Genomic DNA, 11,813 nt, shown 5'->3' with positions numbered 1-11,813 from the left:
AAAAACGAAAGTGGGTTCCGCAATCTCCGCTTTTTTTACGATCCCTCCGGTCAGCCGGGGAAAACGCTCCGGAGCCTTGACGCGGGGGGGCGGGCTGACGTAAAAAATTTGCCGCGCCAATGCGCCAAACGATCCGAAGGAGTGAAGGCTATGAGCATCGTATCGGAACTTGTCACGAATATGGGCCATTCCACCGAGCAGGGCTTCTTCGGGGTGACGGCCATCTACATCTACATGGCCATCATCGTCGTCACGGCCTTCGTGCGTATTCGCCAGTCCCTGAAAAAGGACCATCACTAGCCCGCATTCCCTGAAAAGGGGCCGCCGCGCGGCATGGCGGCACCCGCCCGAGCCGGCGGGATCGAAATAAAAAGAAAACGCCCCCGGCGCAAGGTTTCCACCTCGTGCCGCGGGCGTTCTTGTTTTTGCAAGCGCCCGGAGAGGCAGAGGCCTACGCCTCCCGGATCATCTCCATCAGATATTGGCCATAGGCGTTCTTGAGCATGTCGCTGGCCAGCTTTTCCACCTCGCCGGCCGTGATGTAGCCCATGCGGAAGGCGATCTCCTCGGGACAGGCCACCAGGACCCCTTGCCGCTCCTGCATGGCCTGCACGAAACTCGACGCCTGCAACAGCGACTCATGGGTGCCGGTGTCGAGCCAGGCATAGCCGCGGCCCAGAAATTCCACCTTGAGCTTGCCGCACCGCAGGTACACGTTGTTGAGGTCCGTGATCTCCAGCTCGCCGCGCGGCGAAGGCTTCAGTCCCTCGGCGATCGACACCACATCGTTGTCGTAGAAATACAGCCCCGTCACCGCGAACTTGGACTTGGGCTCCTTGGGCTTTTCCTCGATGCTGATGACGTTTCTTTGCGCGTCGAATTCCACCACGCCATAGCGGTGCGGATCGCGCACCTTGTAGCCGAAGACGATGCCGCCGTCCGTCAGCTTGGCGCAGCGCTGCAACACCGTGGCCAGCCCCTGGCCGTAAAAGATGTTGTCCCCAAGAACCAGGCTCACCGTGTCGTTGCCGATGAATTCCTTGCCGAGCAAAAACGCCTGGGCCAGCCCCTCGGGCTTGGGCTGCACCTTGTAGGAAAACGACATGCCGAGACTCGTGCCGTCGCCGAGCATTTCCTTGAACCGGGGCAGGTCCGACGGTGTGGAAATGATGAGGATGTCCCGGATGCCGGCCAGCATCAACACGGACAGCGGATAGTAGATCATGGGCTTGTCGTAGATGGGCAAAAGCTGCTTGCTCACCACCCGCGTAATCGGATAAAGCCGCGTCCCCGAACCGCCAGCCAGTATGATGCCTTTCATCCGTGCTCCTCGCTTGATTATCCGCCTGTCCCGGACGTATCGTTGGCACGCTTTTGACCCAACCCGCAAAAAACCGCAAGGTCCGCAAAGGATGCCGCCATGCCCGACCCGTTGCGCCTTCTCGCCGATGCACCGCTTGCCCTGGCCGCCGCCGACCGTCTGCATCTCGTGGAAACAACCGCCCCGGAATACGTCCCGCGCCTGACCGTCGCCGCCGGCCGGCTGCCGCGCCTGGCTCCCGGCACGGTCCTGACGCCCGCCGCCGGTCCGACCCTGCGGATCGAAGGCGCGTTCTCCCGACCCGGCGAGGGCGATATCCCCGCCAGCCGCGTCCATGTCGCCACAGTCCTGACCCCCGGCGACCTGCCCGCCGGCGAAATCGCCTTCGCCACCGAAAAGTCCGGCCTGGCCCTGGCCTGGATCACCCTCAGCGACAAGGGCAGCCAGGGACTTCGCGCCGATACCGCCGGCCCGGCCATCGCCACGGCCTGCGCCGCCGCCCTGCCCGTCGCCCTGGCCAAAGGACACATCATCCCCGACGAACCCGCCATGCTCAAGGCCCTGCTCGTCGACCTCGCCCTCACCCAGGGCTACGACCTCATCGTCACCACCGGCGGCACCGGCCTGTCCCCCCGCGACACCACCCCCGAATCGACCCTCGCCGTCATCGAAAAACGCCTGCCCGGATTCGAAACGGCCATGCTCACCGCCTCCCTGGCCAAAACGCCCCATGCCATGCTCTCCCGCGCCGTCGCCGGGACCCTCGGCCAGGCCATCATCGTCAACGTGCCCGGCTCGCCCAAAGCCGTGCGTGAGACCCTGGCCGCCATCCTGCCCGCTATCCCCCACGGTCTCGACAAGCTGCGCGGCGACCCCAGCGATTGCGCCCAGGTGTCGGGGTAGGCACGGAGGAGGGAGCGGGGCTCTGCCCCGGACCCCCCATCCGGTGTGCTTTGGCTTGGCGGGGGAGGGGTTGGCTGGCCGGAATGCGGAGTGTGGAGAAGATGGAGGCGGAATTTGTCGGGACGGTGCATGTCGCTTCGCGACAAGCTCGTCCCAAGCAAATTCCGCCTCCACCACGCCGGTCGCCCCAAAGGGGCGAACATAAGAGCTTTTTCTTAGAATGCGGCGCTTCGCCGCTGGCGTGGTTGTTGCCGCAATCGCGTCCGGCGTCGAGGCGCGAAGCGCCTCGTGTCGCCGGGCCGATTGCGGCAACAAATATTCGTCGTCCCGCCGTCCATCCCCATCACCTCCCATCATCCCAACCCGGTAAAGGGAGGTCCGGAGGGCATAAGCCCTCCGGCGGAGTGCAGAGGCGGAGCCTCTGCCGGGGTCCGGGGCAGCGCCCCGCCAGTCCTAGCCTTTCCTCTCACCCGCCAGAATCGCCAGCGCATTGACGGTCGCGCCGGCCAGGGCCGAGCCGCCTTTGCGGCCGGAGATGCTGATCCAGGGCACGTCGGAGCGGGTCATGAGCAGCGCCTTGGATTCGGCGGCGTTGACGAAGCCGACGGGCATGCCGATGACGAGGTCGGGGGCGGGGGCACCGGCGTCCAGGCGTTTGACGAGGCGCAGCAGGGCGGTGGGGGCGTTGCCGATGGCGAAGATGATGGAGCCTTGGATGGTATCGAGGGCGGCGTCCATGGCGGCGGCGGCGCGGGTGCCGTTGGCGGCCTTGGCGGCGGCGACGACGGCCGGGTCGTTGAGCAGGCAGCGCACGGAGCAGCCGAGCGGGGTGAGGCGTCTGGTCGGGATGGCGCAGCGGGCCATTTCGGTATCGGTGACGATGGTCGCGCCTTTGGCCAGGGCGGAGAGGCCGGCCTCGACGGCACCTGGGGAGAAGCGCGCGAGGTCGAGCATTTCGAAGTCGGCGGTGGTGTGGATGAGCCGGCGCACGATGGTCCACTGGTGGCCGGCGAAGGGACGCGGCTCGGGGACTTCGGCGTCGATGATGGCCAGGGATCGCGCTTCGATGGCGTCCGGGGCGGTGACGGGTTGGATTTCGGGAGTCTCGGGCATGATGCACCTCTTGGTGGGATAGGTACCTGGGTTTCGAGGGGGGGCCAAGGGGCGCGGTCGATTATGGGGTTGACAGTAGCACGAATAATAAATTAGTCACAAATAAAGATAATGAAGTTTTATTAAATACATAAAAGGAGTTCCGTATTGTGAGAAAGATGCTGGTTGTGCTGGGACTGTTGCTGGGAATTGGCGTGGCGAGTCCGGCGGTTGCGCATGAAATCGCCATCAAGCCGGGGACGTGCGCGGCAGCCGTGGGCAAAGCCGTGCCGTTTAGCGTGCATTCGGCCCATGTGTTCATTGTCAGCGAGGAGCTGGAGACGCCGGCGGACGTCAAGGCGTTTGTCGTGACCGACGGCAAGCCTGTGGAAGTCAAGCTGACGCCGGATGCCAAGACGTTTGTGTTCAACGGGCAGGCGACGTTTGCCAAGCCGGGCGCGGGGCTGATCCTGGTGCACCGGCTGCCGCAGGTCTGGAGCCTGACGCCCGACGGCATGAAAAAGGGCACGAAGAAGGACTTGCCCGGGGCGACCAAGAGCAACAGCTACGAAAAGTTCGCCAAGGCCATCGTGTCGGTTGGCGGCAGCGATGCCGGGTTCGACGCCGTGGTCGGGCAGAAGCTGGAGCTTGTGCCGCTGACCGATCCGGCCAAGGTCAAGGTCGGCCAGGACATGGACGTGAAGGTGCTTTTGGACGGCAAGCCCACGCCGGCCGTGGTGCTGGCGACCTATGACGGGTTTACGAAGACGCCCAACAGTTACGCCTATTACACCGAGACCGGCGATGACGGCGTGGCCAAGGTGCGGATCACGCATCCGGGGCTGTGGATGGTGCGCACCGAGACAAAGGGCCCGTCGGCGGACAAGACCATCGACCGGGAAGCCTTGCGCTCCACGCTGACCTTTTGCGTGCAATAGCGATGCGTAAGATTGGTTCTCTTTTCGCGGCCATGGTCGTGTGGATGGTGATGGTCGGGCACCCCGTCACCGTCTTCGCGCACGGCGTCGGTTCGCGGGAAATGGACCCGGGTGCGGCCAGGGCCATGGAGTTCCTCTACGCCGACGGGGAACCCATGTCCTTCGCCCAGGTCAAGGTGACGGCCCCGGGGCAGGAAGGGACGCTCTATCAAAGCGCCCATGCCGATGCCCGGGGCCGCTTCGCCTTTGTGCCGTCCGGGCCGGGCGTGTGGAGCGTGGCCGCCTCCGACGGTCAGGGCCATCGGGCCGTGCATGCCGTCACTGTGGCGGCGCAGGCGAACACCGGCAAGCCCGTACCGCCGGTTGCCCAGGCTGGAAGCGGGGCGATAGGTCCCGGCTGGCGGGAAATCGTGCTGGGCATAAGCCTGCTGGCCAACCTGGGGCTTGTCGCGGCGCTGCTGCGTCGCCGGGCCTCGCGGAAAGGGGCTGTTCGAAGCTGATTTTCTCCCGCCCCCCTTGAGTGCCGCGGCGTCGGGTTGTTCCGGCGTCGCGGTTTTTTTTGGATGTTTTGCTGGTTTTGATCTTGATTATTGTTCTCAACTTAGTTAGAGATGAACCCACCTCGACCGGGACATCCCGAAAGACGAGGACGGCCGCCGCAGGCAGTGGCTCGGCAGGCGGCAGGCGGTCCGTAAGCAAGGAAGCCCCGACTGTCCCCGGGGCTGTCCATAGAGCGCATCCCACACAACCTCCACAACCCTCAAACCCCACGACGGCGGCCGGGACCGAAAGGTTCCGGCCGTTTGTCGTCGGCCGGGATGCGCCTGCGGCGCGGGCCGCGAAAATTTTATTGCCTGGACACGCCGTTGGCGGCCGCCTGGCGTAGCGCCTCCAGAAAGCGTTCGGGCTCACCGGGGCTTACCACCACGCCGTAGCCGAGGGTCGTTGGCACATAGACGGCCCGGGCCTTGTCCGTGACGAAGACCAGCGCCTTTTCGCCGTCGCGAAGGCGAAACCAGCCCGCTGAAAGGCCGGGCAGCCCCACGCCGTTGCGGCGCCATTTGAGGCTTTTGGGACCCTTCCGGCCAAGGTCCACCCGCTTGGCCTCTCCGGCGTTTATGGCGGCGAGGGGAATGTCGCGGCCGTAGACCCCGCCGCGCACCACCAGCTTGTCGCCGCGAAGGGCGATTTCCGCCCTGGCCGCGCCGTTTATCATGTAGGTCAGGAAGAAAAAAAGGCCCATCCACAACACCAGCATGCCCCCGAAAAGGGCCGTCAGCCACCCCGTTTTGATGGCGCCTGCGGCCATGGGGAAGACGTGACCGAGTTCCATGCGCGCTCCTTGCAGTGAAGTCCCGATAGCGACGCCCGGGCCGGGGAGACGTAGCACGGGCCGGCGGCGCGCGTCACGTCCCCGGCAACGGCCGCTTGCCGCCGCGAACGTGGCTCTGTAAGGTCCGGCCGCGGCCGCTTGTGGCCGGGAAAAAAACGGAAACGGCGGCCCATGACCTGGTTTTTTCTGGCCTGCGTGACGGCCCTGACCCAGGCGGTCAAGGACACCTTTCTCAAGCGGGCGCTTGGCGGCATCGACCCCGCTCTTGTCATGTTCGCCTACTGCGTGGCGGCCTCGGTCTTTTTGTGGTCGTTCGCGGCCGCGTCTCCCGGGCCGGTGATCGTCGACGCTTTCTGGCCGCTGCTGCTCGTCGGCGGGACCCTTGGCGGCGTGACCTACTGGCTCTACGGCCGAGCCCTGGCCGCGGGCGATCTGTCCCTGACGCTCCCCATGCTGGCCTTTACGCCGCTTTTTCTTCTTTTCACCTCGCCTGTGACCGTGGGCGAATTTCCCGAACCGGCCGGCGTGGGCGGCATCCTGCTGGTGGTCGTCGGCGCGTACGTGCTCAATTTGCGCGAGAGCCGCCACGGCCTGCTCGGGCCGGTGCGGGCGCTTTTCACCAACAAGGGCTCCCGGCTGATGCTGTTGGTGGCGCTCATCTGGAGCGTTGGGGCCAATGTCGACAAGCTGGGGCTTACCGCCTCGTCGCCAGCGGTCTGGGGCGCGGCGGTCTACACGGCCACGGCCTTGGCCCTTTTCCCGGGTGTTGCCGCCGGCGTGCCGCATATCCGCCGCCAGCTCGCCCGCGCGCCGTGGGGGCTTGTCACGGCCGGGTTTCTCGAGGCGGTGGGACTTTTTTGTCAGATGCAGGCCCTGCCGCTGACCCAGGTGTCCTACGTCATCGCGGTCAAGCGCCTCAGCATCGTTTTTGGCGTGCTTTTAGGCGCCTTCGTGCTGCGCGAGCCCGATCTGGGCCACCGTCTGCCCGGGGCACTTTTGATGGTCGCAGGCGTTTTCTTTATTGCGGTTTTCGGATAACAGGGCCGACCGATCTTGTTTTTGGGAGCCCCGCATGAGCCGTTACCGTTTTTTGCCCGAACTTTCCCCCAAAGCCCTGACCGACATTCAGACCAAAGGTCTCAACTGGACCTGCCGCCACGCCTTCGCCGGCAATCCCGTGTACCGGGAACGGCTGGCCGAGTCCGGCTACGATCCCGGCCAGGAGCTGACCCTGGACGATTTGGCCCGCCTGCCCGTGACCACGGTCGAGGACCTGCGCCAGGGCTATCCCCTGCCGCTCCTCTGCGTGCCCGAGGAACAGGTCGTGCGCATCCACGCCTCCTCCGGCACCACCGGCAAGCGCAAGATTTTGGCCTATACCCAGCGCGACATCGACACCTGGAAGGACATGTTCGCCCGCTGCTACGAGCTGGCCGGGTTGACCACCCTCGACCGGGTGCAGATCGCCGTGGGCTACGGCCTGTGGACGGCCGGCGCGGGGTTCCAGCTCGGCTGCGAACGGTTCGGGGCCATGGCCCTGCCGGTCGGGCCGGGCAACATGGAAATCCATCTCCAGCTCATCGAGGACATGGGCACGACGTGTCTGTGCTCCACCGCTTCCATGGCCCTGCTCCTGGCCGAGGAAGTGCAAAAGCGCGACATGAAAAAGCGCCTCAAGCTGCGAAAAGTCATTTTCGGAGCCGAGACGCACACCGACAAGATGCGCCGCCGCTTCGAGCAGTGGCTCGGCCTCGAGGAGAGCTTCGACATCACCGGCATGACCGAGCTGTACGGCCCGGGCGCGGGGCTCGAATGCTCCGCCCACAACGGCATCCACTACTGGGCCGACAAGTTCATCCTGGAAGTGCTCGATCCCAACACCTTGCAGCCGGTCGGCCCCGGCGAGGTGGGCGAGATGGTGGTGACCAGCCTTTGCAAGGAAGCCGCGCCGCTGATCCGCTACCGCACCCGGGACCTCACGCGGCTTATGCCCGAGCCCTGCCCGTGCGGCTTGTCCCTGCCGCGCCACGACCGCATCGTCGGCCGCTCCGACGACATGTTCGTTTTTCGCGGGGTCAACATCTACCCCGGCCAGATCGCCAGCGTCCTGGAAGAGTTCAGGGACGTGGACAGCGAGTTCGAGATCCGCCTCCTGCGCCGTGACGGCCGCGACCAGATGGTGCTCAAGGTGGAGCGCAAACCCGCCGCCGGCAGCGACCTGGACCAGAATCTGTCCGAAGCCATCTCCACCTCGTTGCGCAAGCACCTGTTCGTGCGCATCTGGGTGGAAATCCTGCCGCCCGGCAGCCTGCCCCGCAGCTGCGGCAAGACCAAACGCGTCCACGACGACAGGAATGGGATAGATTAGAGGAGAAGAGGGGAAGAGATGCAGATGCGAGAGGGGGACCTTTTTTGAAAAAAAGGTCCCCCTCTCGCGCTCTCCCCTCCGAAAAACTTTCGAAGGGGTGGTGGAGCGGGCCAGGCAGCGGTCAGGCCGCGCGGAAATGAACGGACACGGGAGCTACAGCCTTCCCGGGCGTTGTCTCCACGGTGATCCGCACGGAACCGCCAAGACAACCGAGCCAGCGTATCAGGCGGTCCGTGGTCACAAGACCAACGCGCCCACGAAGCACTTTCGATAAGGTGCTCTGGTCGGTCCCGCAACATTGGGCGGCTTCAACCTGCGTGAGACCCTGGCGCTTGATGATGTCTTCAAGAATCATGACAAGATCGGCTTTGTAGGCGCGCGCGGCGGCGTCCGGCCGCCCCAGGTCGGTGAAGACGTTTCCGGTCCCTTCGCTGATGGTTTCTTCCATGACGCTTCTCCTGCTACGCCGCATCGTGGGAACGTGCGGACTTGTAGCGCTTGACGATCAAATCCTTCTCTTTTGCCGGGATGCCTATCCCGCTTTTTGACTTCTTATGGAATGCGTGGAGGACGTAGATCCCTTTGGAAAGCTTGGCGACATAGATCACACGAAATGTTTCCTTGTCGTAGTCGACCTTGATCTCAATCACGCCGTTTATGCCTTCGCCAAGGCCGGTCAATGGACAGGTATTATCCGGCGTCTGCCCGTATTGGACCTTTCGAAGCGTTGTACCGGCTTCATCCTGCACTTCGTCCGGAAACGCGCGGATTTGTTCTTTCGAGTTTCCGACCCAGTACAGTTTTTTCATGACGGGTATTGCCCTGCTGTCCTTCGTCGGAAAAATATGGCATATTTACCCTATCGTCAAGAAACATCCCCGCCCTCAAGCGCCTGTCGGTATGACGATGACGCGCTCTCTAATCCAAAAAAATTAATGATTACATGTTGGTAGTGAAAATATACTGTAACCGGTAAAAGTCTTTGGAAGGGGGGGCTGGGGGGAAACTTTTCTTCAGAAAAGTTTCCCCCCGTCTTTTAGTGCCCCATGACCGGCTTGGCGCCCTTGCGCATCCGGCGCAGGAACAGCACGCACGGAATGCACAGCAGGCACAGGTAGGCCATTATCCGGAAGCCGTCCATGTAGGCGAGCAGGGTGGCCTGTTGCACGAGCAGGTCGTAGGTGAGCCCCAGGGCCTTGAGCTTGGCCGTCACCGCGTCGGTGTGTTGCGAGAGGTAGGTCTGCAAGGCTTGCAGGTAGGCCTGGAAGCGCGGGCTGTCGGCCCGGATGTGGCCGCCGAGGAGCATCTGGTGCGCCTGGGCTCCCCGGTCCACCACGGCGATCAGCGCCGCGATGCCGATACTTCCCCCGATATTGCGCATGAGGTTGAAGATGCCGGCCGCATTGCCCATCTGTTCGTTGGCCAGGTTGGACATGGCCTGGGTGGTCAGCGGCACGAAGACCATGGCCATGGACAGCCCGAGCAGCACGCTCGGCCAGATGATGGCCATAAGCGAGATGTCGAGGTTGATCTCCGCGAAGCGGTACGACGAATAGGCCATGAGCACGAAGCCGCCGCCGATGAGCACCCGGTTGTCCACCTTGCCGATGATCCGGCCCACGAAGATCATGGCGATGATCGCCCCGATGCCCCGGGGACTGAGGGCTATGCCGCTGTCGAAGGCGGAGTAGCCCATGAGGTTTTGCATGAAAAGCGGCAGGAGGGTGATGGCGCTGTAGAGCACCACCCCGACCACGGCGATCATGGCGGTGCAGGCGGCGAAATCGCGGTCGCGCAGCACGCGCAGCTCGACCAGCGGATGGGCGGTGCGCAGCTCCCACCAGATGAAGGCGAGCATGGACGCGAGGCTCACCCCGGAAAACCAGCGAATCCAGACGGCGGCGAACCAGTCCACTTCCTGGCCCCGGTCGAGTACGATCTGGAGCGTGGACAGCCAGGCCACCATGAACAGAAAGCCCATGTAATCGATCTTGCCGGCCCGGCGGGACTTGGCCTCCAGCAGATACGGCGGGTCCTCCAGAAACGTCTGGCACATGAGCAGGGCGGCGATGCCCACCGGCAGGTTGATGAAAAAGATCCAGCGCCAGGACATGTTGTCCGTGATCCAACCGCCTAAAAGCGGCCCGACGATGGGGGCCACCACTACGCCCATGCCGAAGGCGGCCATGGCCATGCCGCGTTTGTGCGGCGGAAAGCTCTCCATGAGGATGGCCTGGGACAGCGGCTGGAGCGCGCCGCCGGCCGCGCCCTGGAGCACCCGGGCCAGCACCAGCAGCGCCATGGTCGGGGCCGCGCCGCAGGCCGCCGAGGCCAGGGTGAAGCCCGTGACGCACACGAGCAAAAAACGTTTGCGGCCGAAGGTGGTGCTGAGCCAGCCGGTCATGGGCAGCACGATGGCGTTGCTGACCAGATAGCTGGTCAGCACCCAGGTCGATTCGTCCTGGGTGGCGGCCAGGCTTCCGGCCATGTGGGGCAGGGCCACGTTGGCCACCGAGGTGTCGAGGACCTCCATGAAGGTGGCCAGCATGACCGAGGCGGCGATCAGCCAGGGATTGGCCAGGGGCATCCAGGGGGCGGCCGGCGCGGAGGGGGTTTCCATGGGATCGGACCGCCTCAGCGCACGCGCACCGTGGGTTCGACGGACATGCCCGGCGCGAGGCGGGACAGCGTTTCGGGGCGTATGTCGTCAAAGACGATCTTGACGGGCACGCGCTGCACCACCTTGACGTAGTTGCCGGTGGCGTTTTCCGGGGGAAGCAGGCTGAACGCCGCGCCGGTGCCGCGCTGGATGCTGTCCACGTGCCCGGTCAGTTTCCGCCCGGGAAAGGCGTCCACGACCATCGACACCGGCTGGCCCGGCCGCATGTGGGTGAGCTGGGTTTCCTTGAAATTGGCCACCACCCAGACGTCCGGCTGGACCATGCTCATGACGGCTTGGCCGGCTTGCAGGTAGTCCCCGGGCTCCACGGCCTTGTTGGTCACTTTGCCGGAAACCCGGGCGTGGATCACGGTGTGGGTCAGATCCAGGGCGGCCTGATCCCGTTCGGCCTGGGCCTCGTTCACCTTGGAGCGGGCCGTCTCGATGGCGGCGGCGGCCAGGGCGACCTGGGCCACGTCGGCGGCGTGCTTTTTGCGGGCGACGTCCAGGGCGGCCACGGACGTTCGGGCCGTGGTGTCGGCGTTGTCCTTGGACTCCTGGGACACCACGCGCTCGTTGAGCAGCTTGTCGTAGCGGCCGCGTTCCTTGACCGCATTGTCGGCCGTGGCCTGGGCCGAGGCCACCTGGGCCTCGGTCGCGTCGGCCGTGGCCAAGGCGGCGCCTTCCTGGGAAACCGCTTCCTCCAGGTTGCGCTTGGCCGTGTCCAGGGCCGCCTGGGCGGCTTCCAGTCGTGTCTGGTAATTCACCGGATCGATGCGAAACAGCACGTCGCCTTTTTTCACCTGCTGGTTGTCGGTGACGAGCACTTCCTTGACCCGGCCGGGCACGCGGGGCGCGACGCTGGTCACATGGCCGGCGACAAAGGCGTCGTCCGTGGATTCGAAGTGGCGGGCATGACGCCAGTAGAGCGCTCCCACCACGCCGCAGCACAGGAGGAAGGCGATGATGACGACAAGGCGCGAACGCCCTTTGCGGGGGCGGCCGGCGGCCGCGGACGGTTCAGAAACGGCCGTATCGGGACGCGCGGCGGCGTCCTCCTGGCCGGAAGGCGATGCGGACATAACGGTAATGGCTCCGGGCCGGTTGTGCGTCTGTGGGAAGTACGACGTAGGGGAGGCCCTTCCCAGTCTCCAAAGGACAGGAGACAGGGCGTATAGTGGGCATTAGGTTCTTTTTGT

Annotated in this window: 13 protein-coding genes; 6 read left to right on the top strand and 7 right to left on the bottom strand. The window is 64.6% G+C overall.

Annotated features, from left to right (window positions below; all coding sequences use genetic code 11):
• Window positions 1-150: 150 nt before the first annotated feature.
• Entirely contained in the window at window positions 151-300 is a 150-nt protein-coding gene (locus K9F62_02930) for a hypothetical protein (GenBank protein ID UJX41673.1), read from the top strand.
• A 151-nt stretch (window positions 301-451) separates the two neighbouring features.
• Here the strand turns inward: K9F62_02930 and rfbA are convergent, their stop codons facing one another.
• On the bottom strand, window positions 452-1,321 hold the full coding sequence (gene rfbA, locus K9F62_02925) for a glucose-1-phosphate thymidylyltransferase RfbA (protein ID UJX41672.1): 870 nt from the start codon (window positions 1,319-1,321) through the stop codon (window positions 452-454).
• 99 nt (window positions 1,322-1,420) lie between these two features.
• Between rfbA and K9F62_02920 the strand changes: the two genes are divergently transcribed.
• Window positions 1,421-2,224 carry a MogA/MoaB family molybdenum cofactor biosynthesis protein gene (locus tag K9F62_02920; GenBank protein ID UJX41671.1) on the top strand — a complete coding sequence of 268 codons (804 nt, stop codon included), beginning with the start codon at window positions 1,421-1,423 and terminating at the stop codon, window positions 2,222-2,224.
• Window positions 2,225-2,677: 453 nt separating this feature from the next.
• Here the strand turns inward: K9F62_02920 and K9F62_02915 are convergent, their stop codons facing one another.
• Window positions 2,678-3,337 carry a precorrin-8X methylmutase gene (locus tag K9F62_02915; protein ID UJX41670.1) on the bottom strand — a complete coding sequence of 220 codons (660 nt, stop codon included), beginning with the start codon at window positions 3,335-3,337 and terminating at the stop codon, window positions 2,678-2,680.
• Window positions 3,338-3,486: 149 nt separating this feature from the next.
• On the opposite strand from K9F62_02915, the gene K9F62_02910 reads away from it, so the two are divergent.
• Together K9F62_02910 and K9F62_02905 are read left to right on the top strand one after the other, a co-directional pair.
• Window positions 3,487-4,254 (top strand): DUF4198 domain-containing protein, encoded by a 768-nt coding sequence (locus K9F62_02910; GenBank protein UJX41669.1) that lies wholly within the window; start codon window positions 3,487-3,489, stop codon window positions 4,252-4,254.
• Between the two features lie 2 nt (window positions 4,255-4,256).
• Window positions 4,257-4,754, top strand: coding sequence for a DUF4198 domain-containing protein (locus K9F62_02905; protein ID UJX41668.1), 498 nt, complete (start codon window positions 4,257-4,259; stop codon window positions 4,752-4,754).
• Between the two features lie 347 nt (window positions 4,755-5,101).
• Here K9F62_02905 and K9F62_02900 read toward each other — a convergent pair whose 3' ends face one another.
• Window positions 5,102-5,587 (bottom strand): PH domain-containing protein, encoded by a 486-nt coding sequence (locus tag K9F62_02900; GenBank protein ID UJX41667.1) that lies wholly within the window; start codon window positions 5,585-5,587, stop codon window positions 5,102-5,104.
• Window positions 5,588-5,758: 171 nt separating this feature from the next.
• Here K9F62_02900 and K9F62_02895 point away from each other — a divergent pair, with 171 nt between their 5' ends.
• Both K9F62_02895 and K9F62_02890 read left to right on the top strand, forming a co-directional pair.
• A complete protein-coding gene (locus K9F62_02895) occupies window positions 5,759-6,625 on the top strand; it encodes a DMT family transporter (GenBank protein ID UJX41666.1) in 867 nt (288 codons plus the stop codon).
• A 34-nt stretch (window positions 6,626-6,659) separates the two neighbouring features.
• Window positions 6,660-7,955, top strand: a complete 1,296-nt coding sequence (locus tag K9F62_02890; protein ID UJX41665.1) for a phenylacetate--CoA ligase — start codon at window positions 6,660-6,662, stop codon at window positions 7,953-7,955.
• Between the two features lie 121 nt (window positions 7,956-8,076).
• Here K9F62_02890 and K9F62_02885 read toward each other — a convergent pair whose 3' ends face one another.
• The 4 genes from K9F62_02885 to K9F62_02870 form a co-directional block, all read right to left on the bottom strand.
• The gene (locus K9F62_02885) at window positions 8,077-8,403 is read right to left on the bottom strand and encodes a helix-turn-helix domain-containing protein (protein ID UJX41664.1); all 327 of its coding nucleotides are present in this window, start codon (window positions 8,401-8,403) and stop codon (window positions 8,077-8,079) included.
• A gap of 13 nt (window positions 8,404-8,416) precedes the next feature.
• Window positions 8,417-8,764 (bottom strand): type II toxin-antitoxin system RelE/ParE family toxin, encoded by a 348-nt coding sequence (locus K9F62_02880; protein ID UJX41663.1) that lies wholly within the window; start codon window positions 8,762-8,764, stop codon window positions 8,417-8,419.
• Between the two features lie 227 nt (window positions 8,765-8,991).
• Window positions 8,992-10,575 carry a DHA2 family efflux MFS transporter permease subunit gene (locus K9F62_02875; GenBank protein ID UJX41662.1) on the bottom strand — a complete coding sequence of 528 codons (1,584 nt, stop codon included), beginning with the start codon at window positions 10,573-10,575 and terminating at the stop codon, window positions 8,992-8,994.
• A 14-nt stretch (window positions 10,576-10,589) separates the two neighbouring features.
• The gene (locus tag K9F62_02870; protein ID UJX41661.1) at window positions 10,590-11,696 is read right to left on the bottom strand and encodes an HlyD family secretion protein; all 1,107 of its coding nucleotides are present in this window, start codon (window positions 11,694-11,696) and stop codon (window positions 10,590-10,592) included.
• Window positions 11,697-11,813: the final 117 nt, after the last annotated feature.

Origin of the sequence: Desulfovibrio sp. JY (assembly GCA_021730285.1) — a bacterium.
In the GTDB taxonomy this organism is placed as follows: Bacteria; Desulfobacterota; Desulfovibrionia; order Desulfovibrionales; family Desulfovibrionaceae; genus Solidesulfovibrio.
The sequence above is the reverse complement of the archived record's forward strand: the minus strand, read 5'-3'. Positions and strand labels throughout refer to the sequence as shown.

What these genes read in the sequence shown, in the direction of transcription:
- K9F62_02890 (UJX41665.1), top strand. Translation starts at nt 6,660, where the DNA reads ATGAGCCGTTACCGTTTTTTGCCCGAACTTTCCCCCAAAGCCCTGACC.
- K9F62_02930 (UJX41673.1), top strand. Translation starts at nt 151, where the DNA reads ATGAGCATCGTATCGGAACTTGTCACGAATATGGGCCATTCCACCGAG.
- K9F62_02915 (UJX41670.1), bottom strand. Translation starts at nt 3,337, where the DNA reads ATGCCCGAGACTCCCGAAATCCAACCCGTCACCGCCCCGGACGCCATC.
- K9F62_02880 (UJX41663.1), bottom strand. Translation starts at nt 8,764, where the DNA reads ATGAAAAAACTGTACTGGGTCGGAAACTCGAAAGAACAAATCCGCGCG.
- K9F62_02900 (UJX41667.1), bottom strand. Translation starts at nt 5,587, where the DNA reads ATGGAACTCGGTCACGTCTTCCCCATGGCCGCAGGCGCCATCAAAACG.
- K9F62_02870 (UJX41661.1), bottom strand. Translation starts at nt 11,696, where the DNA reads ATGTCCGCATCGCCTTCCGGCCAGGAGGACGCCGCCGCGCGTCCCGAT.
- K9F62_02905 (UJX41668.1), top strand. Translation starts at nt 4,257, where the DNA reads ATGCGTAAGATTGGTTCTCTTTTCGCGGCCATGGTCGTGTGGATGGTG.
- K9F62_02920 (UJX41671.1), top strand. Translation starts at nt 1,421, where the DNA reads ATGCCCGACCCGTTGCGCCTTCTCGCCGATGCACCGCTTGCCCTGGCC.
- rfbA (UJX41672.1), bottom strand. Translation starts at nt 1,321, where the DNA reads ATGAAAGGCATCATACTGGCTGGCGGTTCGGGGACGCGGCTTTATCCG.
- K9F62_02895 (UJX41666.1), top strand. Translation starts at nt 5,759, where the DNA reads ATGACCTGGTTTTTTCTGGCCTGCGTGACGGCCCTGACCCAGGCGGTC.
- K9F62_02885 (UJX41664.1), bottom strand. Translation starts at nt 8,403, where the DNA reads ATGGAAGAAACCATCAGCGAAGGGACCGGAAACGTCTTCACCGACCTG.
- K9F62_02875 (UJX41662.1), bottom strand. Translation starts at nt 10,575, where the DNA reads ATGGAAACCCCCTCCGCGCCGGCCGCCCCCTGGATGCCCCTGGCCAAT.